Annotated in this window: 24 protein-coding genes; 15 read left to right on the forward strand and 9 right to left on the reverse strand. The window is 57.8% G+C overall.

From position 1 onward, the window contains the following. Positions 1-48: 48 nt before the first annotated feature. From topA to tldD, 3 genes are all read right to left on the reverse strand, one after another. A complete protein-coding gene (topA, locus tag AC2FFE_RS17785; protein WP_496847262.1) occupies positions 49-2,667 on the reverse strand; it encodes a type I DNA topoisomerase in 2,619 nt (872 codons plus the stop codon). 152 nt (positions 2,668-2,819) lie between these two features. Further along, a complete protein-coding gene (gene dprA, locus AC2FFE_RS17790; RefSeq protein WP_496847263.1) occupies positions 2,820-3,953 on the reverse strand; it encodes a DNA-processing protein DprA in 1,134 nt (377 codons plus the stop codon). Positions 3,954-4,192: 239 nt separating this feature from the next. Then, complete coding sequence (gene tldD, locus AC2FFE_RS17795) at positions 4,193-5,614, reverse strand: metalloprotease TldD (protein ID WP_496817190.1); 1,422 nt, start codon at positions 5,612-5,614, stop codon at positions 4,193-4,195. A gap of 176 nt (positions 5,615-5,790) precedes the next feature. Between tldD and coxB the strand changes: the two genes are divergently transcribed. The 11 genes from coxB (at position 5,791) to AC2FFE_RS17850 (ending at position 15,802) form a co-directional block, all read left to right on the forward strand. Continuing rightward, positions 5,791-6,702 carry a cytochrome c oxidase subunit II gene (gene coxB / locus AC2FFE_RS17800; RefSeq protein ID WP_496817191.1) on the forward strand — a complete coding sequence of 304 codons (912 nt, stop codon included), beginning with the start codon at positions 5,791-5,793 and terminating at the stop codon, positions 6,700-6,702. Between the two features lie 86 nt (positions 6,703-6,788). Continuing rightward, on the forward strand, positions 6,789-7,739 hold the full coding sequence (gene cyoE / locus AC2FFE_RS17805; protein WP_496847264.1) for a heme o synthase: 951 nt from the start codon (positions 6,789-6,791) through the stop codon (positions 7,737-7,739). Beyond that, positions 7,736-7,897, forward strand: coding sequence for a cytochrome c oxidase system small membrane protein (locus tag AC2FFE_RS17810; protein ID WP_496847265.1), 162 nt, complete (start codon positions 7,736-7,738; stop codon positions 7,895-7,897). The genes cyoE and AC2FFE_RS17810 overlap by 4 nt, the downstream gene beginning before the upstream one ends. Beyond that, a complete protein-coding gene (locus AC2FFE_RS17815; RefSeq protein ID WP_496847266.1) occupies positions 7,897-8,472 on the forward strand; it encodes a cytochrome c oxidase assembly protein in 576 nt (191 codons plus the stop codon). Before AC2FFE_RS17810 ends, AC2FFE_RS17815 begins: the two co-directional genes overlap by 1 nt. A gap of 22 nt (positions 8,473-8,494) precedes the next feature. Continuing rightward, positions 8,495-9,310: a cytochrome c oxidase subunit 3 gene (locus AC2FFE_RS17820; protein WP_496847267.1), complete on the forward strand. Its 816-nt coding sequence runs from the start codon at positions 8,495-8,497 to the stop codon at positions 9,308-9,310. A 155-nt stretch (positions 9,311-9,465) separates the two neighbouring features. Further along, positions 9,466-10,143, forward strand: coding sequence for an SURF1 family protein (locus AC2FFE_RS17825; RefSeq protein WP_496847268.1), 678 nt, complete (start codon positions 9,466-9,468; stop codon positions 10,141-10,143). After that, positions 10,140-11,528 carry a threonine synthase gene (gene thrC / locus AC2FFE_RS17830; protein ID WP_496847269.1) on the forward strand — a complete coding sequence of 463 codons (1,389 nt, stop codon included), beginning with the start codon at positions 10,140-10,142 and terminating at the stop codon, positions 11,526-11,528. The genes AC2FFE_RS17825 and thrC overlap by 4 nt, the downstream gene beginning before the upstream one ends. Then, positions 11,525-12,787, forward strand: coding sequence for a M16 family metallopeptidase (locus tag AC2FFE_RS17835; RefSeq protein WP_496847270.1), 1,263 nt, complete (start codon positions 11,525-11,527; stop codon positions 12,785-12,787). The genes thrC and AC2FFE_RS17835 overlap by 4 nt, the downstream gene beginning before the upstream one ends. Then, a complete protein-coding gene (locus tag AC2FFE_RS17840; RefSeq protein ID WP_496817199.1) occupies positions 12,787-13,371 on the forward strand; it encodes a GNAT family N-acetyltransferase in 585 nt (194 codons plus the stop codon). Before AC2FFE_RS17835 ends, AC2FFE_RS17840 begins: the two co-directional genes overlap by 1 nt. Before the next feature lie 158 nt (positions 13,372-13,529). After that, complete coding sequence (locus AC2FFE_RS17845) at positions 13,530-14,348, forward strand: MBL fold metallo-hydrolase (RefSeq protein WP_496847271.1); 819 nt, start codon at positions 13,530-13,532, stop codon at positions 14,346-14,348. A 38-nt stretch (positions 14,349-14,386) separates the two neighbouring features. Then, a complete protein-coding gene (locus tag AC2FFE_RS17850) occupies positions 14,387-15,802 on the forward strand; it encodes an FAD-binding oxidoreductase (protein ID WP_496847272.1) in 1,416 nt (471 codons plus the stop codon). A 39-nt stretch (positions 15,803-15,841) separates the two neighbouring features. Here AC2FFE_RS17850 and AC2FFE_RS17855 read toward each other — a convergent pair whose 3' ends face one another. Together AC2FFE_RS17855 and AC2FFE_RS17860 are read right to left on the reverse strand one after the other, a co-directional pair. Next, the gene (locus AC2FFE_RS17855; RefSeq protein WP_496847273.1) at positions 15,842-16,324 is read right to left on the reverse strand and encodes a fasciclin domain-containing protein; all 483 of its coding nucleotides are present in this window, start codon (positions 16,322-16,324) and stop codon (positions 15,842-15,844) included. Between the two features lie 169 nt (positions 16,325-16,493). Beyond that, entirely contained in the window at positions 16,494-17,033 is a 540-nt protein-coding gene (locus AC2FFE_RS17860) for an adenine phosphoribosyltransferase (RefSeq protein ID WP_496817203.1), read from the reverse strand. 325 nt (positions 17,034-17,358) lie between these two features. Between AC2FFE_RS17860 and AC2FFE_RS17865 the strand changes: the two genes are divergently transcribed. Continuing rightward, on the forward strand, positions 17,359-17,532 hold the full coding sequence (locus tag AC2FFE_RS17865; protein WP_496817204.1) for a hypothetical protein: 174 nt from the start codon (positions 17,359-17,361) through the stop codon (positions 17,530-17,532). A gap of 1 nt (position 17,533) precedes the next feature. Here the strand turns inward: AC2FFE_RS17865 and AC2FFE_RS17870 are convergent, their stop codons facing one another. Next, positions 17,534-18,163, reverse strand: coding sequence for a LysE family translocator (locus AC2FFE_RS17870; RefSeq protein WP_496817205.1), 630 nt, complete (start codon positions 18,161-18,163; stop codon positions 17,534-17,536). 284 nt (positions 18,164-18,447) lie between these two features. Between AC2FFE_RS17870 and AC2FFE_RS17875 the strand changes: the two genes are divergently transcribed. Then, complete coding sequence (locus AC2FFE_RS17875; RefSeq protein WP_496817206.1) at positions 18,448-19,236, forward strand: hypothetical protein; 789 nt, start codon at positions 18,448-18,450, stop codon at positions 19,234-19,236. 25 nt (positions 19,237-19,261) lie between these two features. On the opposite strand, the gene AC2FFE_RS17880 is transcribed toward AC2FFE_RS17875, so the two are convergent. Further along, positions 19,262-20,134, reverse strand: coding sequence for an S-methyl-5'-thioadenosine phosphorylase (locus AC2FFE_RS17880; RefSeq protein WP_496817207.1), 873 nt, complete (start codon positions 20,132-20,134; stop codon positions 19,262-19,264). 214 nt (positions 20,135-20,348) lie between these two features. Here AC2FFE_RS17880 and AC2FFE_RS17885 point away from each other — a divergent pair, with 214 nt between their 5' ends. Next, entirely contained in the window at positions 20,349-21,983 is a 1,635-nt protein-coding gene (locus AC2FFE_RS17885) for a SulP family inorganic anion transporter (protein WP_496817208.1), read from the forward strand. 33 nt (positions 21,984-22,016) lie between these two features. Here the strand turns inward: AC2FFE_RS17885 and AC2FFE_RS17890 are convergent, their stop codons facing one another. Both AC2FFE_RS17890 and AC2FFE_RS17895 read right to left on the reverse strand, forming a co-directional pair. Next, positions 22,017-22,655, reverse strand: coding sequence for a CatB-related O-acetyltransferase (locus tag AC2FFE_RS17890; protein WP_496817209.1), 639 nt, complete (start codon positions 22,653-22,655; stop codon positions 22,017-22,019). Further along, positions 22,655-23,260, reverse strand: a complete 606-nt coding sequence (locus AC2FFE_RS17895) for a flavin reductase family protein (protein WP_496817210.1) — start codon at positions 23,258-23,260, stop codon at positions 22,655-22,657. Before AC2FFE_RS17895 ends, AC2FFE_RS17890 begins: the two co-directional genes overlap by 1 nt. A gap of 72 nt (positions 23,261-23,332) precedes the next feature. On the opposite strand from AC2FFE_RS17895, the gene AC2FFE_RS17900 reads away from it, so the two are divergent. After that, positions 23,333-23,827, forward strand: coding sequence for a GNAT family N-acetyltransferase (locus AC2FFE_RS17900; protein WP_496817211.1), 495 nt, complete (start codon positions 23,333-23,335; stop codon positions 23,825-23,827). Positions 23,828-23,880 lie beyond the last annotated feature (53 nt).

Genomic DNA, 23,880 nt, shown 5'->3' on the forward strand with positions numbered 1-23,880 from the left:
CACGTCATTGGGAAGTCAATGAAACCAAGGGGGTGGTGGTATTTCTACCTACCCGGCCGCCTTTTTGGTGGTTTTCTTGGTGGCAGCCTTCTTTTTGGGTGCCGCCTTTTTCTTGGTGCCTTTTTTGGCCGCGCGCTCGTTGACCAGTTCGATGGCCATTTCTTGCGTCACATCTTCGGGCTTGATGTCCTTGGGAATGGTCGCGTTGACCTTTTCCCACTTCACATAAGGGCCATAGCGCCCGTCCAGCACCTGCATCGCGCCGCCATCGGGGTGTTCGCCCAGCTCTTTCAACGGTTTTGCAGCGGCGCGGCGCCCGCGCCCCGGGTTGGCCCGTTTTTCGGCCAGCATCTCGACGGCACGGTTCATGCCGATTTCAAACACATCGTTGGGGTCTTTGAGGTTGGCGTAGACCGGTTTGGCCTCATCCGCTAGCTGATGCATCAGATAGGGCCCGAAGCGACCGAAGTTCGAACTGATCATGCCGCCCTCGGGGTGCGCACCGATCTGGCGGGGCAGGGACAACAGCGTCAGGGCCTTCTCGAGGTCCATGTCATCCTTGCTCCACCCACGTGGGAGCGAAGCACGGGGGGGCTTCTTGTTCTCAGGCGTCGGTTCGCCGCGTTGAACGTAAGGGCCAAACCGTCCGGATTTCAGCCAAATCTCGTCACCAGCATCCTCGCCCAGCAGGCGCTCGTCACCTTCAGCGCCTTCTCCGGCAATCGGACGGGTATAGGTGCATTCGGGATAGTTGCCGCATCCGACGAACCCGCCGGTGCGAGAGGTTTTCAGATGCAATTGCCCTGTCCCGCATTTCGGGCATATACGAGGATCTGACCCGTCTTCGCGGGGCGGATAGAGTTGAGGCGCAAGCGCTTCGTCCAGTTTGTCCAGCACTTCCGAGATCCGAAGTTCTGACGTCTCGCCAATCGCGGCCGAGAAATCACGCCAGAACTTGCCCAGTAGCTCTTTGTAATCGCGCCCGCCTGCGCTGACGTCGTCCAGCTCTTCTTCCAGATTGGCCGTGAACTCATAGCCGACATATTGGCGGAAGAAATTCAGCAAAAAGATCGTGACGATCCGGCCCTTTTCTTCGGGGATTAGCCGGTTCTTGTCCTTACGCACATATTCCCGGTCCTGAATCGTGGTCACGATCGAGGCATAGGTTGAAGGCCGCCCGATCCCCAACTCTTCCATCCGCTTGACCAATGTGGCCTCGGTATAGCGTGGCGGAGGTTGGGTGTGATGCTGCAGGGCCAGAACGGATTCGTTATCGGATAGGATGGCGGCCTTGTCTTCTGCCTTTGAGACCTGATCCTTCAGCGAAGATTTGGCAAATTTCGCCGGATCGCCCTGCATGATCTGTGGCAAGCGCTTTTCATCATCATCGGCCACGTCATCGCGGCCTTCTTCATAAACGCGCATGAAGCCATCGAACAGAACAACCTGACCAGTCGCGCGCAGGCCAACCTGCCCGTCGTCGCTGCCGATCTCAACCGTTGTCCGCTCAAGGCGCGCTGCTGCCATCTGGCACGCGATGGTCCGCTTCCAGATCAGATCATAAAGCTTGCGCTGATCTTCATCGGTGACCTTCAGCGCCTTGGCATCGCGCGTCATATCCGTGGGGCGGATACATTCGTGCGCTTCCTGCGCGTTCTTGGCCTTGTTCTTGTACATACGCGGGCTGTCTGGCACGTATTCGCTGCCATATCTGTCAGCAATCGTGTCGCGAGTGGCAGCCACGGCTTCGGGGGCCATGTCGATGCCGTCGGTCCGCATATAAGTAATGTAGCCCGCCTCATACAGCCGCTGCGCCACTTGCATCGCGTGACGTGCGCCCATGCCGAACTTGCGGCTGGCCTCTTGTTGCAGGGTCGAGGTCATGAAGGGCGCGCTGGGGTTGCGGGCGGCGGGCTTGGCTTCGACCGAGATCACGCTCAGCGCGCGGCTGGTGATCGCCTGAACCGCCAGTTCGGCCTGCGTGGCATTGGCCAGATCGTGTTTGTCCAGTTTCTTGCCCGCTAAGGTGACCAGACGGGCCTCATAGGTCTGGCCGCGTGGGGTTTCGAACAGCGCCCGAACTGACCAGTATTCCACCGGCTTGAAAGCTTCGATCTCCATCTCGCGTTCGACGATCAGGCGCAGACAGACAGATTGTACGCGGCCTGCGGATTTCGCACCGGGCAGCTTGCGCCACAGAACCGGAGACAGGTTGAACCCCACAAGGTAGTCCAGCGCGCGGCGGGCCAGATAGGCCTCGACCAGCGGCATGTCGACCTGGCGTGGGTTCTGCATCGCCTCGGTCACGGCCTCTTTGGTAATGGCATTGAAGGTGACGCGGCTGACCGGCGTGTCTTTCTTGATCGAGCGGCGCTTGGTCAACGCCTCTTGCAAGTGCCAACTGATCGCCTCGCCCTCGCGATCCGGGTCAGTCGCAAGAATCAGCGCGTTGTCTTCTTTCAGCGCATCAGCGATGGCTTTGACATGTTTGCGGCTGTCATTGCCCACTTCCCATGTCATCGAAAATTCATGGTCCGGATCGACCGATCCATCCTTTGGCGGCAGGTCACGAACATGCCCGTAAGAGGCCAAAACCGTGTAGTCCGGACCAAGATACTTATTGATCGTTTTGGCTTTGGCCGGAGATTCTACAACAACTACGGGCATTTAAGAGGAATCCTTGCTCGACAGACTTTGCGCGTTTTATGGCCGTGCAAGATGTGTGCGACAAGATCGAATTGTCAATGCGTTCCTTTGGCGCCAGGGCTGATGTGCCGAATCCCACCATTAAGCACGGATTGAAACAATAGGTTTAGCGGTCAACTGGCCAGTGACAACAGCCCGCCGGGCTGGCGTTGAATCCGTCCCTCCAGCTCCAGATCAACAAGGACCGGTCCGATTTCGCCTGCGCTTGCGGCGATGTCGCGGATCAGCTGGTCTTCGGCTATGGGCGACGGGCCCAGGCGCAGCAATACCTCATCATGCAAATCCGCTGGTTTGGCAGGGGCAGAGTCGATTGTCTCGCCTCCCGTTTCGTTTTGGGGGAACAGATTGGACTGATTTGGTGGCAGCGCGTCGATCACATCTTCTGCGGATCGGACCAGAGTCGCCCCGTCTCGGATCAGCAGGTTACATCCGGCGGCGCGTGCATCGAACGGGTGTCCGGGCACCGCCAGAACCTCGCGCCCTTGATCCAGAGCATCCCGCGCTGTGATCAGGCTGCCGGATTTCGCGGCGGCTTCGACGACAACCACGGCCTGAGCCAGCCCCGATATGATCCGGTTGCGGCGCGGGAAATGTCGCGCCTGTGGGGTTACGCCTATCGGCTGCTCGGACAGCCGCAGGCCCTTGATCGCAATAGTGTGGGCGAGTTCTGTGTTCTCGGCCGGGTAGATGACATCGACACCACCCGCCATGACGGCGATTGTCCCTGTCACAAGCGACGCCATATGCGCTGCAGTATCAATGCCGCGCGCCAGGCCTGAAACGATGACATGATCCTTTTGCCCCAGCTCTTTCGCCAATCCGCGCGCCATCCGCGCGCCCAATGATGAACAGTTGCGGGCACCAACTATCGCGATGGCGGGTTTATGCAAAAGCGAAACATCGCCAATTGCCCAAAGGATCGGCGGGGCATCATTCAGATCATTCAACGCCTGTGGAAAATCGGCGGCCCCAAGGCACAAAAGCCGCGCTTTTGCGGCTTTTGCGGCCTTGAGCTCCGCCTCAATCACGCCGGGGGGGCAGATTTCATACCCTTCTATCCCGGCAGCGCGTGCCATTTCTGGCAGCGCGGCCAGCGCGTTCTGCGCCGAGCCATGTTCACGCAACAGCCGACGAAACGTCGCCGGACCAACCTTGCGTGAGCGCAACAGACGGAGCCAGGAAAACCGGTCCTCTTCCGTGGTGGGTGGGAGTGGGGGGTGATTGGAAGAAAGCTGCTCTTCGGTCATCCGATGCTCCGCCTGATTGCAAAACTGGTTTACGTCAGGGCGGGTTAACAGCCTGTAAATCGATGAAAATTAGCTGTGTTTCGTTTGTACCCATTGGTACTAAATTGCGTTATCCTCCTGATAACGAGACAAAAAACCCAAGCAGATTTTCTGGGCGCATTTGGCTGGCCGCCCTAGGTGCGCTGCCGCTCAGGCAGGCTGCATTAACCTAGAGCACCCCGGAAACTGATGATTCCGACTCAGGTGGCAGAGCCGCCAACGGTCAACCCGTCCATCAAGACGGTCGGCTGTCCGACACCGACAGGAACCCATTGGCCGTCTTTGCCGCAGGTGCCCATGCCCGGATCCAGTGCCATGTCATTGCCCAACCCTCGAATACGTTTCAGGGCCGAGGGGCCGTCGCCGATCAGGGTGGCGCCTTTTACCGGCGCGCCGATTTTGCCGTTTTCCACCCGGTAGGCCTCGGTGCAGGAAAAGACGAATTTCCCGTTGGTGATGTCCACCTGACCTCCGCCAAAGCCCACGGCCCAGATACCGTCTTTGATTGCCGCGACCAAAGCAGCCGGATCGCCCTGGCCGCCGAGCATGATGGTGTTTGTCATCCGAGGCATCGGCTTATGGGCATAGCTTTGGCGCCGCCCGTTACCGGTAGGCGTGACCCCCATCAGGCGGGCGTTCTGGCGATCCTGCATATAGCCTGTCAGAATGCCGTCTTCGATCAACACAGTGCGTGAACTTGGTGTGCCCTCATCATCCACACTGATCGAGCCGCGCCGATCTGCGATGGTGCCATCGTCCACAACGGTCACGCCCTTTGAGGCAATCTGCTGGCCCATCAACCCGGCAAAGGCCGAGCTGCCCTTGCGGTTAAAATCGCCTTCGAGCCCGTGTCCGATGGCTTCGTGCAGGAGGATGCCGGGCCAGCCGGGACCAAGCGCCACCTCCATCACTCCGGCAGGGGCGGGGATAGCCTCAAGGTTGACCAGCGCGATCCGCAAAGCCTCGCGGGCTTTGCCCTGCCAGTCGACAGGGTCGATCAGCCCACTCAGTCCCACGCGACCTCCGCCGCCGGCCGAGCCGTTTTCGCGGCGACCGTTCTGCTCGACGATGACCGAGATATTCACCCGAGTCATGGGGCGCACGTCGCGTACCAGCACGCCGTCCGGGCGCAAAATCTCGACCTCTTGCACGGTTGCCGCGATTGTGGCGCTAACCTGCACAACGCGCGGGTCCAAATCGCGGGCGAAGGCATCAATCTCACGCAGTGTTTCGATTTTTACTGGAAAGGAAGCGGATTCTATCGGGTCTTCATCTGTATAGAGCCGTGTGTTCGTGGCGCGCGGGGCCTCAGCCAGCGTCCCACCGCCGTCCCCGACCGCAAGGCGCGCGGTTTCGGCTGCCCGTTTCAGCGCCGGGACCGAGACATCGGTGGAATGCGCGTAGCCCGCGACATCGCCCTGGACCGCACGCAAGCCAAACCCCTCGGATGCGTCATAAGATGCGGTGCGCAACCGTCCGTCATCAAAAACAAGTGATTCTGATTTTCGACGCTCGACAAACAGCTCTCCATCCTCGGCCCCGGCGGTTGCCGATTGCAAAATTGCCAGCGCTTCATCCTGCGGAAGGGCGCTTTCAAACGGGCGAAACGGGGCCTGAGTCATGGGTTGGAACCTTTCGGGTTTGATCCAGATCAAAAATAGCGTCTGTTTGACGCAAGCATTTTGCTTTATCTACCAGCAGGAATATGGTTTTTAACGCGGCCAAAGACAACGGGAGAGGTGCGACCGATTCACACCTTTTCGCGAGAGACGCAAAGATCAAACGATCAGGACAGAACATGAAGAATGCTTTGATGCTTTCGGGGTTTATGACAGCCCTCTCCAGCCTTCCCGCCATGGCTCAGGACCTTGAGATCATTGGCAAGCCGGTCGATGGCGGCCTTGGGTTCCAGCCAGCAGCCACCAGCCTTGCTGAAGGTATCCACAAGTTGGACAACATGATTCTGGTGATCATCACCGCCATCTGTATCCTTGTGGCGGCGCTGCTGGTTTACTGCATTGTGCGCTACAATTCGCGCGTCAACCCGACCCCGGCGCGCTTTTCACACTATACCCCGGTCGAGATAGCATGGACCTTGGGTCCGATCGTGATTCTGGTCTTTATTGGTGCCTTCTCGCTACCGGTTCTGTTCAAGCAGCAGGAAATTCCCGAAGGGGACGTGGTGATCAAGGTTGTGGGCAACCAGTGGTACTGGACCTACGAATATGTCGACCATGATTTTGCCTTTGACAGCTATCTGCTGGGCCACCCGGCAACTTTGGACGAAGGTGCCCGCCCTGCAGATGCCGAAGTCACCCCGTTTGTTCTGGATGATGCCATGCGCGCTAAACTGGCCGATGCGGGCTATAGTGATGATGAGTGGCTGCTGGCCACCGACACCGCCGTGGTCGTTCCGGTTGGCAAGGTTGTTGTCATGCAGGTGACCGCCTCTGACGTGATCCATTCCTGGACCATTCCATCCTTCGGCGTGAAACAGGACGGTGTACCCGGACGTTTGGCCGAACTGTGGTTTGAAGCCGAAAAAGAAGGCATCTACTTTGGTCAGTGTTCGGAGCTCTGCGGCAAGGACCACGCCTATATGCCGATCACCGTAAAAGTGGTGAGCGAGGAGGCATATGAAGAGTGGCTGCAAGGTGCCATTGATGAGTATGCGGGGCTGCCGCAAGCCTATCAGGTGGCCTCTAACTGATAGCCATCCGGGTGGGATAAGCCCATCTGCCAAGAACGAGCAGGCTGCGCGGAAAATCGCGCAGTTTTCGCCCTAAAGGACCTGAAATGACCGACGCAAGCATCAATGCCAGCATTGCGACCGCTAAGGCGGACGAGGCCAGCTTTGGCGACTACTTCGCCCTGCTGAAGCCGCGTGTGATGTCGTTGGTTGTCTTCACGGCTCTGGTTGGCCTGCTGGCGGCGCCAACCCCGGTGCATCCCTTTGTGGGCTTCTGCGCGATTCTGTTCATCGCCATCGGTGGCGGCGCCTCCGGTGCGCTGAACATGTGGTGGGATGCGGATATCGACCGCGTCATGAAACGCACTAAGTCCCGACCCATCCCGTCGGGGAAAGTCGACGCAGGCGAAGCACTGGCGCTGGGGCTGACGCTGTCGGGCCTGTCGGTGATCATGCTGGGGCTGGCAACCAATTGGTTTGCAGGCGCGTTTCTGGCCTTCACCATCTTTTTCTATGTCGTCGTTTACACGATGTGGCTGAAGCGCACGACGCCGCAGAATATCGTCATCGGAGGCGCTGCGGGCGCGTTCCCGCCAGTGATTGGCTGGGTCGCCGCGACCGGCACCATGTCTATTGAGCCCTGGCTTATGTTCGCCCTGACCTTCATGTGGACGCCACCGCATTTCTGGGCTCTGGCGCTGTTTATGCGTTCGGATTATGACGATGCGGGTGTGCCGATGCTGACCGTGACCCATGGCCGCAGATCGACCCGTTGGCATATCTTGGCCTATACCGTTCTGCTGGCGCTGCTGGCTATCGGCACCGCGTTCTCGGGCATCGGTGGACCGATTTACCTGACGGTTTCCATCATTCTCAACGCCTTGTTCCTGCGCGGCGCCTGGCAGATATCGCGTCGCAGTGAAGACGACGCCGAGGCGGATAACTTCAAGGTTGAACGCTCTTTCTTCAAGTTGTCGCTGCTCTATCTGTTCCTTCACTTCGGTGCCATTCTGGTTGAGGCATTGCTGAAGCCTTACGGTCTGGGAGGTTGGTCATGAGCCTGCGCAAAAGCCACGAATTGCATCAGCGCCGTTTTGGCCGCAATCTTGGCGTCGGCCTGACGCTGGCGGCCTTTATCGTGATCATCTTTGGCCTGACGGTTGTGAAAGTGTCCAGTACCGATTTCGGTATGGCCACGCAGGAGATACAGAACTGATGGCGATGTCTGGTCCTCAGAAAACGGTTTTGCAGACGGTCGGGGTTGTGATCCTGATGGGCAGCCTGGCCTGGGCTGCGGTACCGTTTTACGATTGGTTCTGCCGTGTCACCGGGTTTGGTGGCACGACGGGTGTGGCTGAGGCTGCCCCGGAAGATATTCTGGACCGGACGATTACGGTCCGCTTCGACGCCTCCAAAGCCAAGGGTATGGCCTGGGAATTCAAGCCCGTCGAACGTGAAATGGAAGTGCGCATCGGTGAGACCGGACTGGCCTTCTACGAGGCCTACAATCCAACCGATCGCCCGATTGCCGGGCAGGCATCCTACAATGTGGCGCCTTATTCGGCAGGTGGGTATTTCCAAAAGATCGCTTGTTTCTGCTTTGAGGAACAGGTGCTGCAACCTGGCGAACGGGTTGAGATGCCGGTTACCTTCTTCGTCGACCCTGAAATGGTCGAGGATCTGGAAGCGAAGTATGTGCATACGATCACTCTATCGTATACATTCTACGAAATTGACCTGCCCGAGGGTTATGCAACCCTGGACGTGCAGGCAGATACAAATACGAACTAACGCCTTTAGGTGAGGGACACTGATGGCACACGCAAAAGACCATGACTACCACATTCTAAACCCCTCGATCTGGCCGCTTGTCGGCGCGATTGGTGGGTTTGTGATGCTGTTCGGAGCCGTATTGTGGATGCACGGGATAACCCCGTGGATGTTCTGGGCTGGCCTTGTAGCCGTTCTTTACACCATGTTTGCCTGGTGGTCCGAAGTGGTGGTCGAAAGCCGTCAGGGCGATCACACCCCAGTTGTGCGCATCGGCCTGCGCTATGGTTTCATCCTGTTCGTGATGTCCGAGGTGATGTTCTTCTTTGCCTGGTTCTGGTCGTTCTTCAAACATCGCATGTACCCGATGTATGACTATGCAGGAACCGAGTACATCCAGCCGGATATTCACGCCGTTGACCCGTTCCACCTGCCGCTGATCAACACTCTGGTCCTGTTGCTGTCGGGGTGTGCGATCACCTGGGCGCACCACGCGCTGGTGCATGACAATGACCGCAAGGCGCTGATCAATGGTCTCGCCATCGGTATTGTTCTGGGCATCGCCTTTACCGCGTTGCAGGCGTTTGAATACTACGAACTGCTGGCGCATGAAGACTGGAAGTTCGGTGGCGACCAATTCTATTCGAACTTCTTTATGGCGACCGGTTTCCACGGTTTCCACGTGATCATCGGAACCATCTTCCTGTCGGTCTGTCTGATCCGGGCGCTCAAGGGTGATTTCACACCTGAAAAGCATGTCGGATTCGAGGCTGCGGCCTGGTACTGGCACTTCGTGGACGTCGTCTGGCTGTTCCTCTTCTTCGCAGTCTACATTTGGGGTCAGGCCCCGCTGATGTAATGCCGGTGAGGCTGTTCAATTGCAAAAGCCGCCCTTTGGGGCGGCTTTTTCTCTATTCGGGGCGCAAGATTGCGCCCCATACAATTGCGTGGTTGCATTTCGGTGCACGCGCCCCGTAACAAGACGCCGGTTCCTGCAACGAGCGATAGTCTGATATGCGCCGCACTTTGTTTCTGCTGATCTTCGGTCTCGCCGGGTTGGGCGTGCTGGTGTCGCTGGGCATTTGGCAGGTGCAGCGTCTGGCGTGGAAAGAGCGTGTTTTGTCCGTGATCGAAGCGCGCCTCTCTGCCGCCCCGATTGGCCTGCCGTTGCAGATTTCCGAAGGCGAACACAAATACCTGCCGGTCTCGGTTTCTGGAGAAATGGAGCCCGGCGAAATTCACGTTCTGGTTTCGGTCAAGCAAGTTGGGGCAGGGTACCGCATTGTCCAATCCTTCCGCACTGGGGACCGCAGCATTCTGGTGGACCGCGGCTTTATGCCGACGACTGCCAAGCAGGCCGAGCGTCTGATGGGTCCGATGGAGGTGACAGGCAATCTGCACTGGCCCGACGAGATCGACAGCTATACGCCTGAACCGGATATCGATGAAAACATCTGGTTTGCACGCGATGTGCCCGCTTTGGCCGCCGCGTTGGGCGCCGAGCCGGTGATGCTGATCGCGCGGTCGCAAACCGATCCGAATGTAACACCGCTACCGGTCGATACGGCGGGCATCCCGAACGATCATCTGCAATACGCAATCACCTGGTTTGGTCTGGCGCTGGTCTGGGCCGCGATGACCGGGTACTTCCTGTGGCGCAGCCGTGCCAATTCTGAAAGTGACGAGCCATGAAATATATCTCGACCCGTGGGCAGGCGCCCGAACTGACCTTTGAAGAGGCGATGCTGACCGGGCTGGCCCGGGATGGTGGCCTGTACCTGCCTGCCGAGATTCCGGTGATGTCGCAGGATGAGATCGCAGCGCTTGCCGGGCAACCCTATGAAGAGATCGCCTTTCGCGTGATGTGGCCTTATGTCAACGGCTCGTTTGGCGAAGATGAGTTCAAGGCGATCATCGCCCGTGCCTATCAGGGCTTTGGCCACGATGCCCGTGCGCCGTTGAAACAGCTGAACGAGAATCATTTCCTGCTGGAACTTTTCCATGGGCCCACGCTGGCTTTCAAGGATTTCGCCATGCAGCTGATCGGGCAGCTGTTCCAGGTTGCGTTGAATCGGCGCGGGGAACGAGTGACCATTGTGGGCGCGACCAGTGGGGATACTGGCTCGGCTGCGATTGAGGCGTTCCGCGGGCTGGACGCCGTGGATGTCTTTATCTTGTTCCCCCATGGCCGCGTGTCCGAGGTGCAGCGCCGGCAGATGACCACGCCTTCGGACAGTAATGTTCATGCGTTGGCCGTGGATGGCGATTTCGACGATTGTCAGGCCGCGTTGAAGGATATGTTCAACGATTTCGATTTTCGCGATGGCGTGAAACTGGCTGGCGTGAATTCGATCAACTTTGCGCGGGTACTGGCGCAGATCGTCTATTATTTCTCGGCAGCTGTCAGCCTGGGCGCACCGCGTCGCAAGGTCAGTTTTACCGTGCCCACCGGCAATTTCGGCGACATCTTCGCGGGCTATCTGGCCAAGCGCATGGGCCTGCCCATCGACCGTCTGGTAGTGGCGACCAACCAGAATGACATCCTGCACCGCTGCCTGTCGGGTGAGGGGTATTTCAAGGGCGCTACCATCCCCTCGATCAGCCCGTCGATGGATATTCAGGTCAGCTCGAACTTTGAACGTGCGCTTTATTATGCCTATGGCGAGGATGGCGGCGCCGTAGCGCAGTTGATGGATGAGCTGAAATCCGGCGGCTTCAATGTCAGCCAGGGCGCGATGGAAGCGCTGCGCGAGAATTTCGACTCGGGTCGGGTGTCTGAGGACGAGACGCTGGAGATCATCAAACATACGTTAGCTCACAGCTCCGAACTGGTCTGTCCACACACTGCTGTGGGTATCAAGGTTGCAGAGGAACATCGTGCTGCGGATGTGCCGATGATCACCTTAGCCACGGCCCACCCCGCGAAATTCCCCGCGGCAGTCGAGAAGGCGAGCGGGGAACATCCGCCTCTTCCATCCCGCATGTCTGATCTGTATGAACGTCCGGAACGGGTGACCCGGATTGCCAATGATCTGGGGGCCCTTGAGGATCATATCAAAGGGCATATCGCTGAGTGACTGTCAGACAAGATCAGCTGAAGAACGGCTTTCGTATCGTCAGTGAACATATGCCGGGGCTGCAATCGGCGGCCATCGGCATCTGGGTGACCGCCGGCGGGCGGCATGAGCGGATTGAGCAGAACGGGATTGCGCATTTCCTTGAACATATGGCGTTCAAGGGAACCGAGCGTCGTTCCGCGCTACAAATCGCTGAGGCGATTGAGGATGTGGGCGGGTATATCAACGCCTATACCTCGCGCGAGGTGACGGCCTATTACGCGCGTGTTCTGAAGGATGATGTGGCGCTGGCGATGGATGTGATTGGTGACATCGTTCTGAACCCGGTGTTTGACCCGCGTGAGATTGAGGTTGAGCGTGGCGTTATCCTGCAGGAAATCGGTCAGGCCTGTGACACGCCCGATGATGTGATCTTTGATTGGCTGCAAGAGCAGAGCTATCACAATCAGCCGCTTGGTCGGACGATCCTTGGCCCGACGGAACGTGTCAGCGCGTTTTCGCGCGAGGACCTATCGGGTTTTGTGGCCGAGCATTACGGGCCGGAACAGATGATCCTATCTGCGGCGGGTGCGGTGGATCACGATCTGCTGATGAAACTGGCCGCAGAAATGTTTGGTCATCTGCAACCACGAAGAGGTTTGATCCCAGAGGCAGCCCGGTTTACCGGCGGTGAGGCGCGGCAGGAAAAAGATCTGGAGCAGGCGCATTTTGCGCTGGCGCTGGAAAGCCCCGGCTATCGCGATGACGCGATCTATACGGCGCAGATTTATTCGACCGCCCTGGGCGGGGGCATGTCCTCGCGCCTGTTCCAGGAGGTGCGGGAAACGCGCGGGCTGTGTTACACGATTTTTGCCCAGACCGGGGCATATGCGGATACTGGTACGACGACGATCTATGCCGGTACTTCGGCGGACCAGGTGGGAGAGTTGGCAACCATCACCATCGACGAGATGAAGCGCGCGGCAGAGGATATGAGTGCTGAAGAGGTCGCCAGAGCGCGCGCGCAGATGAAAGCCGGGATGCTGATGGGTCTGGAAAGCCCCTCGAACCGGGCCGAGCGTCTGGCGCGGTTGGTTCAGATTTGGGGCCGGGTGCCCTCGCTTGAGGATACCGTTGCAAAGATCGATGCCGTCGGCACCGAGGATGTGCGGCTTTTTGCTGAGCAAATGGCGGCACATGCGCCAGCGGCTCTGGCGCTGTATGGTCCGGTCTCGGGCGCGCCCTCTTTGTCTGATCTGCAGGAGAGGCGTGCGGCGTGATGCTGTTGGGCAGACGCAAGCTGAAACTCGAAACCGAGCGGCTGAGCTTGCGACCGCCCGTGCATTCTGATTTCAGCGCCTGGACCGCGCTGCGCCGGGCATCGAAAGACTATCTGACGCCATGGGAGCCGATTTGGGCTAAGGATCACCTGAGCCGCAAGTCCTTTACCAACCGGGTCTATTGGGCTCAACGTTCTGTCGCCAGTGGAACTGCGATTCCGCTGTTTCTGTTTCGGCGCGAAGATGACGTGCTGATCGGAGCGATCACGCTGGACAATATCCGGCGAGGCCCGGCTCAGGCAGGGACACTTGGCTACTGGACCGGCCAGGCCTTTGCCCGCAACGGGTATATGCGCGAAGCGATTGGCGCGATTGTGCATCACGCCTTCACACGGCTGGATCTGAGCCGGATCGAGGCGGCTTGCTTGCCTGAAAACGCGGCCTCTCGGGGGTTGCTGGAAAGTTCCGGATTCAAGTACGAAGGCGTTGCGCAATCGTATTTGCAGATTGATGGCCGGTGGCGGACGCATGTTTTGTATGCCAGCTTACGTTCGGACCGGCGCGGCAAGACCGACGCGGGATAGGGGGCTCTGCCCCCGTCGCGGCAGGCCGCGACTCCCCCGGGATATTTTTGGCCAGATGAAGCAGGGGATCGGTTGCGTGAGACCGGTGGTGTTTCGCGTGGATTAGACCGCTCAGTGAAAACGCATGACTTGGTGGCGTTCTGCGCTACAGTTAGGTCATGCGCTGGTTGGTTGCAGCATTGATGGTGGTTTCAGGTGGGGCGTTTGCGCAGGAGCGGCGGCCGAGCCACTGCATCGCCATAGCGGATGCCGCGCCTGGGATCGCGTTTGTGCAAAAGGCCGCCTGGCAGGATCCTGTGCCGGAGTATTCGGTGCGGATCAGCTATGTGGCGCATGCTTCGTTTTTGATTCAAACGCGGGGCGGCTTGAATGCTGTCACAGATTTCACGGGTTTCATTGGGAGCGCCGATCTGATTCCGGACGTTGTCACGATGAACCACGCGCATAGTACACATTGGACCGCAAACCCGGACCCTGCAATCCCACATGTCTTGCCGGGATGGGGTGAGTTTGGTGAAGGCATTGATCATCACCTTGATCTGGGTGAAATGCTGGTGCGGAATGTTTCTACCGATATTCGGTCTGCCTATGGCGGGGTTGAGGAGCGGGGGAATTCGATCTTTGTGTTCGAAGTTGAGGGCCTGTGCATCGGCCATTTGGGGCATCTGCATCATGTGCCATCAGACGCGCAATTCGCGGCCCTTGGGCGGCTGGATGTGGTCATGGCAGCTGTGGATGGGGGCACGACCATGCCTTTGCCGGATATGATCACGGTTCTGAAGCGGTTGGAAAGCTCGGTCATTATCCCGATGCATTGGTTTTCCGGTTTCTCGCTGGATCGGTTCCTGGTGGATATCCGGGATGAATTCCCGGTTGTACGCGAGGGCGTCTCAGAGATCACCGTCTCACTGCGCTCGTTGCCGGATCGGCCAACCGTTGTGGTGCTTGAACCGGAATATCTGATTGACCTGGAATAAGGCTTGTGGGTGCAGCGCACGTTGGGCAAGTAAGAGTTATGACCCTGAACCCTGCTGATGACAGAATTGCTGACCTGATCCGGGCCTCTGTGGGCATTGATGTGCTGCGCCCGATCTCAGAACGGTATCTGGAAGAGCCGCGTGGTCGTTTTGCCGGGCAGGCGGGGCTGCTGGCGTTGCCGCGCACGGTTGAAGAGGTATCTGCGCTTGTCCGCTTGGCGTCTGACGAGGCGGTTGCCGTTCTGCCGTATGGTGGAGGCACAGGTTTGGTTGGTGGGCAGGTGATGAGCGATGGTCCAGCGCCGCTGTTGGTGTCACTGGAACGCATGACCGCGATCCGAGATGTCTATCCCACAGAAAACGTCATGATCGTCGAAGCAGGCGCCATTCTGTCGGATGCTCAAGCCGCGGCTGAGGCGGTAGATCGGTTGTTTCCCTTGTCGCTGGCCGCGCAGGGCTCTTGCCGGATTGGTGGCAACCTTGCGACCAACGCCGGTGGCGTCAATGTGCTGCGCTATGGGAACGCCCGCGATCTTTGTCTTGGTCTTGAGGCCGTGTTGCCAAATGGGGAGATCTGGCATGGTCTCAGCCGATTACGAAAGGACAACACGGGTTACGATCTGCGCAACCTTCTGATTGGGTCCGAAGGAACGTTGGGGATCATTACGGCGGCGTCACTGAAGCTGTATCCGCAACCTGCGGCAACTGGGACGGCGATGTTTCAGGTGGCCTCCCCTGCGGCTGCGATTGACCTGCTCGCAGTTGCGAGGGATCAGGTGGGCGAGACGGTCAGCATATTCGAGCTGATCCATCGGCAGGGGTTTGACTTTCTGGCTGAGGTTTTGCCGGATGTGCGCCAACCCTTTGAAACCACCCCGGATTGGTCGGTTTTGATCGAATTGGGGTTGCCAAAGGGGCAGGATCCCGTTGAGGCGCTGGAGGCCTTGTTCAGTACCGCAAACGCAAGGGGCCTGGTGAATGACGGGGTGGTGGCGCAAAGCGAAACGCAGCGCCTGGAACTTTGGGCCGTTCGTGAACGTATTCCCGAAGCCAATCGCCTGATTGGATCAGTGTCCAGCCACGACATTTCTGTGCCGATCTCGGCAATCCCTGAGTTCATTCAGCACGGGGCCGAGATCATCAGCGCATTGGGACCGTTCCGTATCAATTGTTTTGGTCATCTGGGGGATGGCAATCTGCACTACAATGTTTTTCCACCCAAAGGGCAAAGCCGGGCGGACTTTGAAGACGATCGCGTGGTGGTCAAACAGGCCGTACACGAGCTTGTCCATGCTTTTGAGGGCTCGGTGAGTGCAGAACATGGGATCGGGCGTTTGAAGACAGATGATCTGGAACGGTTTTCCGACCCAACCAAACTGTCCACCATGCGCGCGATCAAGGCCGCCTTAGATCCTAAAGGGATCATGAACCCGGGCGCGGTTCTAAAGATGTGATCACGGCCCAGATAAGACCGGGCCGTGATCCGTAATTGCTTACGACTCCGGCAGGATCACCTTGTCGATGACATGGATGACGCCGTTTGACGTTTCAATGTCGGCCTGAACCACATTTGCGTCATTGACCATAACGCCCGAATCCAGATCGATGGTGATGTCGCCGCCTTGAACGGTGGCTGCAGTCATGTCGTCAGACAGATCGCCAGACATCACTTTGCCTAGAACAACGTGATAGGTCAGAACTGCCACCAGTTGGTCTTTGTTTTCTGGCTTCAGCAGGTCAGCAACCGTGCCCTCGGGCAGGGCTGCAAAGGCCTCATCTGTTGGGGCAAACACTGTGAACGGGCCTTCGCCTTTCAGCGTATCGACCAGTTCGGCGGCTTGCACAGCGGCAACGAGTGTTTCAAAGCCGCCAGCGGCGACAGCGGTGTCCACGATGTCTTTGCCGTGACCATCGGCCATGGCCGAGGTGCTGAAAAGGATTGTTGCAACACTTGCGGCGGCGAATTTGCGGAACATGACGTAGTCTCCCTAAGTTGGGATGCTCTCAGTAGCATCACACGGAATACGGTCATCAATGGAAACAGATCAAAGCAAACGCGCAAAGAATTGGCTTGAAAACAGCCTTGTCCGGGCTAAGCCCGCGCCCTTTCAGATTTCCACTCAAAAATATGTGATTTCTTTCGGGTCAGAGCCCGTCGAATTCGCACAGGACATGTACATCCATGCCCATCTCTTCCAGCACTTTTCGGCCGCCAAGTTCGGGCAGATCGATAATGAACGAGCATGAGACGATCTCGCCTCCCAACCGTTCGATCAACTTGATCCCGGCAGCAGCGGTGCCGCCGGTGGCCAGCAGATCGTCGACCACTAGGATTTTTTCACCCGGTTGGATGGCGTCATCGTGAATCTCTACGATGGCCTCGCCATATTCCAGCTTGTAGTCCTGACTGATTGTGGTGCCGGGCAGCTTGCCCTTTTTGCGAATGGGCACAAAGCCAACGCTCAGCTGATGCGCAATCGCGCCGCCCAGAATGAATCCGCGTGCTTCAAGACCGACGACTTTATCAATGCGTTCACCTGCATAAGGGTGCAGCATTTGGTCGATGGCCATGCGAAAGCCACGTGGGTCGGCAAACAGCGTTGTCACATCGCGGAACATGATCCCTTCATGTGGGAAATCGACAATGGTCCGGATGTAATCTTTGACCGTTTTGGTTCTGGACATGAGGCAACCCTTTGGCGACAAAACACCCGGCGGTGTTTGGCCTATCGGGGCCGACCATGCAAGATAAGACTGCGTGATTGTGCCTATTTGCGGCTTTTGGAAATGGCGTTTGGCAGGCTGTAGTAGCGGTACAATGAAGCCGGTAGCCACGACAGGTGTGGTTTGCGCCAATTGCGCTGATCTCTCAAAAGAAATGCCTGGGCGGTTTGAAGGTTCATTGCCATATTCCTTTTTTTGTTGTTAGGTGCACGATATCTACAACCTCTATGCTGTGTATATACATTGCATCGCACAGAGAATCAAGGTTTTGACGGGAATAAGACGCGTGGCGAAGAAAGACGGTAAAGGTTCTGTTAAGAAAAACAGTCAATTAGTGTTGCGTCTGGATAAGGATGAACGCGATGCGTTTGTTGAACTGTGCAAAGAGCTGGACACTTCGGCCGCACGCGAAATTCGCCGCTTCATTCGCGGTTTCATGAAAGAAAACGCCGAAGACTAGCCTAGGCTGGGCGGCGCAGGACAGCGGTCGCCAGCCCCATTCCGATCAACGAGACCCCACCGAAACGCGTCAAAGCGGTGATCACTCCTGCGCGTCCAACCATCATCCGCAACCGATCTGCCAGCAACGCATAGGCCAGCGCATTCAGTGCGGCGAGCCCGACAAATGTGGCGATCAGAATAGCGAATTGCGGGCTCAGCGGGTCTGTGGGGCGTATGAATTGCGGGACAAAAGCAATGAAGAATGCGATGGATTTCGGGTTCAGGGCCGTGACAGCGGCAGCGTGCCCAAAAACGCTGCGCGCGGTCACATCGCGGCCAGTTTCCGCAGGGGCCAACCCGGCGGACGGTGCGCTGCGCAGCAGCTTGATCCCAAGCCAAACCAGATAGGCTGCGCCGATCCACTTCAGAATGGAAAAGAGCGTGGCCGACGCCAGCACCAAAGCGCCCAAGCCCAATAGCGAGGCGGTCATGGCAATCAAATCGCCCAAAGCCACCCCGGTGGCCGAAGCCACTGCCACGCTGCGGCCTTTGGACAAAGCATAGCTGAGCACAAGCAGAACGGTCGGTCCTGGGATCAAAAGCAGGGCGGTGGATGCGGCAACGAAAGCCAGCCAAAGGTCGAGGGACATGGTCGTTTCTCACAGTTGTTGTCGCTGGTTAGGGGCAAAGATGCATGCGCTCAGGGCCTGTATTCAAGATCGCACCAGGACAATAGCGCCCTCGGATTCGATTTTTGGGCGCGAATGTGATAATATTGCTCTGTTTTTAAGAAAGGAATTAATATGAAATTGTTCTCTAAGGCGCTGATTTGCGCAGTGTTAACCTTTGTTCCAACCGTTTCTTTCGCTTCCTGCGGTGAGGGTAAATATGCTTGCGGCAGCGGTTTTTGCTGCCCGAGTTCATAGGTGATCTGATGACACGCAGACTTGCGGCTCGATTGTCCGTGTTTGTCTTGATTGCGTGCCTGTTTGTTGCCGGTTGGTTTGTATTCTTCATACTGTCTGATGTGCACAAGGGCGATGTGATCAAATATCACGGAATGAATGTACAGCTAACCGCAGCCCCGTTTGAAGCAGGAGACCTTGTTCGTGTTTCTGCGGATGGGCAGCGAATGACGCGGTTATGTCAGATGAATATCTCAACGGGGGATAAGAATACTTATTACAAAAACAGTGAATACGTTAACGGGCTGAAAGAAACGTTGCCTGGGTTTGTCAAACTGGTCGAACGTACGCACGCTCGCTTTTCTGGCGACGAGATTGAACCTGATTTGCAGGAGTTTGAAGGCAGTCAACGCATTCGGTTTACCGGTACTGTATCTCGCCTCGAAAGAGATGACGTGATGCCGCATACCGAGGATAGCTGTGCCTGCGAACTGGCCCGTGCGCTGATGGCCAGAGCCAAAGTGTGCATCGTGACGAACTCATTGATCGAAACTCAACTGCTCTCACACGAGCAGGCCCTTGTTCCGGGGCGTGAGCGCATCCAGCGTGTCACGATTGGAGTAAAGTTCCGTTCTGATGGGATTTCGGTTGGGGACTTCTCGCAACTCTCCCATTGCCGCGGAGTGAACCCCGAGGCGCGTCTCGATCCAAACCCAAAATGCCCGGACAGTTATGGGCAAACAATGGATGTGCGGGTTCGTGACTTCCTGAACGTGATCCGCGAGAAGGACTTGCTGACCGCAATGGCGTCGAACTAACGTGAGACAGGTGGCAGGGCCAGGGTTATAGAACCCGGCCTGCCACCGCATCCAGCTTGAACAGCAAGGCAGGATCACGCTTCTCTGGCGCTGTCAGGATCGCATATTCCAGCGCCCTGTCGCAGCCATGCGGGCAGGGCGCACGCCCAGCCCCTAACAAAGCGGGCAGGCCTTTGACCAAAGCGCGGCCTTTTTCGGCATTTCCGGTTAGGGTTGCGATGATGGCCGTCACATCGACCTCGCCATGGTCAGGATGCCAACTGTCATAGTCCGTAACCATCGCAATTGAGGCATAGCAGAGCTCGGCCTCACGAGCTAATTTCGCTTCAGGCATATTGGTCATGCCGATCACATCACAACCCCATTGTTCGCGATACATCTTGGATTCGGCAAGTGTTGAGAACTGTGGCCCCTCCATCGCCAGATAGGTACCGCCGCGGTGGATGGTGATGCCTGCGGACTTACCGGCGGCCTCACACGCATCGCTGAGCCTTGGGCACGTCGGGTGGGCAACGCTCACATGCGCCACGCAACCTGTGCCAAAGAAGCTTTTCTCGCGCGCAAACGTCCGGTCAATGAACTGATCAACGATCACGAAGTCACCGGGCGCCATCTGCTCACGAAACGATCCGCAGGCCGAGACCGAGATGACATCAGTCACCTTTAGACGCTTCAGTGCGTCAATATTCGCACGATAGGGCACCTCGGTTGGCGAATGCACGTGCCCACGTCCGTGACGAGGCAGAAAGGCCATCTCGACGCCGTCCAGCGACCCGGTCAGGATCTGATCCGATGGGGCGCCCCATGGGGTGTCAACCGATACCCATTCTGCGTTTTCCAGCCCATCGATGTCATAAATGCCTGATCCCCCGATGACGGCGATTTTGGTTTGGGTCACGTTTGGCCTCCGCTGCGAAAATCTGATACCCGATTTCTGCGGGGCGGCGGGCGAATTGGCAAGTGCAGTCAACCGTTTGTGTGCGACATCGAGCAAACCTTACCTAGCTATGCGTCAAGCGCATATCGGATTCCCGCTGATGTGGTATCTCAACCGGACCTTAACCGGTAGAAGGCCCCTTTCGCGCGAACATAATGATCCACAGGACCGTCCCATGCCCCGAGCCATGCTGGCAAGCTTTGCCAACCGTATAGCCAAACCTGATCTGCGTTGGGTACCGGATGAGGGGTTGACCGTCTCGCGCCTGCGGATCGAGCTGTTGTCAGGTCTGACCGTTGCGCTGGCTCTGGTTCCCGAAGCGGTGGCCTTTGCCTTTGTTGCGGGAGTTCACCCACTGGTCGGCCTCTACGCGGCCTTTTTGGTTGGCCTGATCACCGCCCTGATCGGTGGTCGCCCCGGTATGATCTCGGGTGCAACGGGGGCTTTGGCTGTCGTCATGGTGGCCTTGGTCGCGCAGCATGGGGTCGAGTATCTGTTCGCGACCGTTGTTCTGATGGGCATCTTGCAGGTCATCGCTGGTGCCATGCACTGGGGCCGCTTCATTCGCCTTGTGCCGCATCCGGTGATGCTGGGCTTTGTGAACGGTCTGGCGATTGTGATCTTTCTGGCCCAGATGGGCCAGTTCAAAGTACCCGGCACCATGGAAAACACCGGCCACGGGATGAGCGGCGGTGAATGGCTGTCGGGGATGCAGCTTTATACCATGCTGGGTCTTGTGGCGCTGACCATGGCGGTGATCTGGGCGATGCCGCGTGTCACGCGCATCATCCCCGCGCCTCTGGCAGGCATCCTGGTTGTTGCGGCGCTTGTGATCGGTTTCGGTCTGGATGTTCCGCGCGTTGGCGATCTGGCGTCAATTGAGGGCGGTCTGCCTGCCTTTCACATTCCGATGGTTCCGCTGAACTGGGAAACCTTTGAGATCATCCTGCCCTATGCGGTCATTCTGGCGGCCATCGGTCTGATCGAATCCCTGCTGACCCTGAACCTTGTGGGCGAGATCACGGGCAAACGCGGCGGGGCCTCGCAGGAGTGTATCGCCCAGGGCGCATCAAATATCGTAACTGGCTTTTTCGGCGGCATGGGCGGCTGCGCGATGATAGGGCAATCGATGATCAACGTGAAATCCGGCGGTCGTACGCGGATTGCCGGGATCGCGGCGGCTTTGTTCCTGCTGATCTTTATTCTATTTGCCTCGCCGCTGATCGAACAAATCCCGCTGGCTGCGCTGGTTGGCGTGATGTTCATGGTGGTGATTGGCACCTTCGCCTGGAACTCATTCAAGATCATGCGAAAGGTGCCGTTGACGGATGCCTTTGTCATCGTGCTGGTCACGGTTGTGACGGTAATGGAAGACCTTGCGGTTGCGGTCGTTGTCGGCGTGATCGTCTCGGCGCTGGCCTATGCCTGGAACAACGCAAAGCGCATCCATGCTGTTACCCGCGACTCGGAGACTGAAAAAGGGGCCAAGGTTTATGAAATCCAAGGCCCGTTGTTTTTCGGATCATCTGACGGTTTCGTTGAACTGTTCGATGTGTCAAACGACCCCGATATCGTGGTTGTGGATTTCGCCGAGAGCCGGGTGGTGGATCAATCCGCTCTGCAGGCCATCGAAAACATCGCTGGCAAGTACGAAGCTGCCGGCAAACGCGTCATGCTGCGCCATCTCAGCCGCGACTGCCACAGGCTGCTCAATAAGGCGGGTCACCTGATGGTCGATAGCGACGATGACCCGGACTATGGTCTGGCCGTGGATTACTCTGTCCGAACCGGAATTCTGGGCGGGCACTGATCCAAAAAGGCGGCCATTGTGGCCGCCTTTTTCTTAACGCGCGATACGTTCCAACGCATCAACATCGCCTGATACTAGCGCATCTTCGGCACGCGCGATCTGCTCGGCGGGCCAATTCCACCACTCCAAGGCAAGCAGCCGCTCGATGATGTCGGACGGAAACCTGAACTTCCGAACCTCGGCAGGGTTACCCGTTGCGATGCCATATGGCGGGATCGTCCCGCGCACCACCGATCCGGCACCGATGATTGCCCCGTCCCCGATCCTCGCACCCGGCAGGATCAGGGCACCGTAACCGATCCAGACATCATTGCCGATTACGGTGTCTCGCGTGTCTGGCTGATACTCCAACAGCTTCTCTGGATCAAAAACCGGGAAGGGATAGCACGTCACCCCATCCATCGCATGGTTGGCAGATGACGTTATGAAGCGGGTGCCATGGGCGATTTGACAGAATTTTCCGATCACGAGTCGTTCGCGCGAAAACGGAAATAGAAACGGAGCCAGGCGGGCGGCCCAATCCGTTGGCGCGTCGAAATCCGAGGCATAGCTGTAGTCACCTGCAACAATGCAAGGATGATCGATAGCCTGGTTCAGGAACACAGTCCCCGGATGTTCGGTTCCATTGGGCAGGGTCACCGGGTATCGGCGTGAGGCGTGGGGCAGGGGCATTATTCATCGGGCCTAGATAGGCTGAACACCTCGGATACCACGGAATAGTCGCGGTATCCAAGTCGTGCCAGGGGTTGAAACGAGGTCACGTCGAACTTGCCATCCTTCATACAGTCATCGCGCAAATGCACGCCGATAACCTCGCCGAAAACAACTCGGTTTGCTTCGCCTGGCAGGGTGACGATCTGGGTCAGTTTGCATTCAAGCGCCGCGGGGACATTGGCGACCCGCGCACAGGGGATGGTTTCGCATTCTTCCGGCGTGAGGCCCGCATGGTGAAACTCATCCGTGTCTTTCGGTAGTGCGGCAGAGCTTGCGTTCATGGCATCCTGATGGGCCTGAGCCACAATGTTCACGCAGAACACACCGGTTGCTTCGATATTGGCAACGCTGTCTTTGGTACCATCCTGATCCGGCTTAGACGCCGTTGAGGCGAACATAACCTGCGGCGGGGTATAGGCGACGGCGTTGAAGAAGGAATAAGGGGCCAGATTGTTGATACCATCAGCACTGCGCGTTGAAATCCACCCGATCGGGCGCGGGGTGACGATGGCGTTGAAAGGATTATGCGGCAGTCCGTGGCCGTCTTCGGGGCGATAGAACATCTGATCTCCAAGCGTTTGCCCAAGGCGTATCGAAGTGCTAGGGCGAATGCCAGCAAGGAAAAGAGGGCAGGCGTGCAGCAATTCGGGATCAGGCCGGAAGAGCCGGACGATTGGTGGGAGGTTGAAGCCCTTTATGACCTGTGCTTTGCGCCAGGTCGGGAGGCACTGTCTTCCTATCGCTTGCGCGACGATGTTCCGCCTGTTTCCGGGCTGTCTCTGATCGCGCGCGATGGGCAGGGCATTCTGGCGGGTGCTATCAGGTTCTGGCCGGTCCATATCGGCACAGACGATGCGCTGTTATTGGGGCCGGTCGCCGTGCACCCGACGCGCCAAGGCGAAGGTTTGGGTGGGTTTCTAATCCACGCCGGTCTCGAGGCCGGGCGCGATCTGGGATGGCAGCGCGTCATGCTGGTGGGCGATGAACCGTACTATTCCCGGTTCGGCTTCGCCCGGTTGAGAGGTGTCGAGATGCCGCCTCCAACGAATCCGGATCGTATTCTGGGGTTGGATTTGAGCCCTGACGGATGGGATAATGTGGCGGGTTTCGTCACAAGATGGACACGCTGACCTATTGAAACTCTGACTGCAAACCCCGATCTGTTCAAAGAACGGAGGGATCA

Source organism: Ruegeria sp. YTSA168 (assembly GCF_059610045.1).

Excerpts from the sequence above, each read along its gene's own strand:
- AC2FFE_RS17895 (WP_496817210.1), bottom strand. The coding sequence starts at position 23,260 with ATGTTCTATCGCCCCGAAGACGGCCACGGACTGCCGCATAATCCTTTC.
- thrC (WP_496847269.1), top strand. The coding sequence starts at position 10,140 with ATGAAATATATCTCGACCCGTGGGCAGGCGCCCGAACTGACCTTTGAA.
- coxB (WP_496817191.1), top strand. The coding sequence starts at position 5,791 with ATGAAGAATGCTTTGATGCTTTCGGGGTTTATGACAGCCCTCTCCAGC.
- dprA (WP_496847263.1), bottom strand. The coding sequence starts at position 3,953 with ATGACCGAAGAGCAGCTTTCTTCCAATCACCCCCCACTCCCACCCACC.
- topA (WP_496847262.1), bottom strand. The coding sequence starts at position 2,667 with ATGCCCGTAGTTGTTGTAGAATCTCCGGCCAAAGCCAAAACGATCAAT.
- AC2FFE_RS17885 (WP_496817208.1), top strand. The coding sequence starts at position 20,349 with ATGCCCCGAGCCATGCTGGCAAGCTTTGCCAACCGTATAGCCAAACCT.
- cyoE (WP_496847264.1), top strand. The coding sequence starts at position 6,789 with ATGACCGACGCAAGCATCAATGCCAGCATTGCGACCGCTAAGGCGGAC.
- AC2FFE_RS17870 (WP_496817205.1), bottom strand. The coding sequence starts at position 18,163 with ATGTCCCTCGACCTTTGGCTGGCTTTCGTTGCCGCATCCACCGCCCTG.
- AC2FFE_RS17820 (WP_496847267.1), top strand. The coding sequence starts at position 8,495 with ATGGCACACGCAAAAGACCATGACTACCACATTCTAAACCCCTCGATC.
- AC2FFE_RS17840 (WP_496817199.1), top strand. The coding sequence starts at position 12,787 with ATGCTGTTGGGCAGACGCAAGCTGAAACTCGAAACCGAGCGGCTGAGC.
- AC2FFE_RS17825 (WP_496847268.1), top strand. The coding sequence starts at position 9,466 with ATGCGCCGCACTTTGTTTCTGCTGATCTTCGGTCTCGCCGGGTTGGGC.
- AC2FFE_RS17890 (WP_496817209.1), bottom strand. The coding sequence starts at position 22,655 with ATGCCCCTGCCCCACGCCTCACGCCGATACCCGGTGACCCTGCCCAAT.
- AC2FFE_RS17875 (WP_496817206.1), top strand. The coding sequence starts at position 18,448 with ATGACACGCAGACTTGCGGCTCGATTGTCCGTGTTTGTCTTGATTGCG.
- AC2FFE_RS17810 (WP_496847265.1), top strand. The coding sequence starts at position 7,736 with ATGAGCCTGCGCAAAAGCCACGAATTGCATCAGCGCCGTTTTGGCCGC.
- AC2FFE_RS17860 (WP_496817203.1), bottom strand. The coding sequence starts at position 17,033 with ATGTCCAGAACCAAAACGGTCAAAGATTACATCCGGACCATTGTCGAT.
- AC2FFE_RS17855 (WP_496847273.1), bottom strand. The coding sequence starts at position 16,324 with ATGTTCCGCAAATTCGCCGCCGCAAGTGTTGCAACAATCCTTTTCAGC.
- AC2FFE_RS17850 (WP_496847272.1), top strand. The coding sequence starts at position 14,387 with ATGACCCTGAACCCTGCTGATGACAGAATTGCTGACCTGATCCGGGCC.
- tldD (WP_496817190.1), bottom strand. The coding sequence starts at position 5,614 with ATGACTCAGGCCCCGTTTCGCCCGTTTGAAAGCGCCCTTCCGCAGGAT.
- AC2FFE_RS17815 (WP_496847266.1), top strand. The coding sequence starts at position 7,897 with ATGGCGATGTCTGGTCCTCAGAAAACGGTTTTGCAGACGGTCGGGGTT.
- AC2FFE_RS17845 (WP_496847271.1), top strand. The coding sequence starts at position 13,530 with ATGCGCTGGTTGGTTGCAGCATTGATGGTGGTTTCAGGTGGGGCGTTT.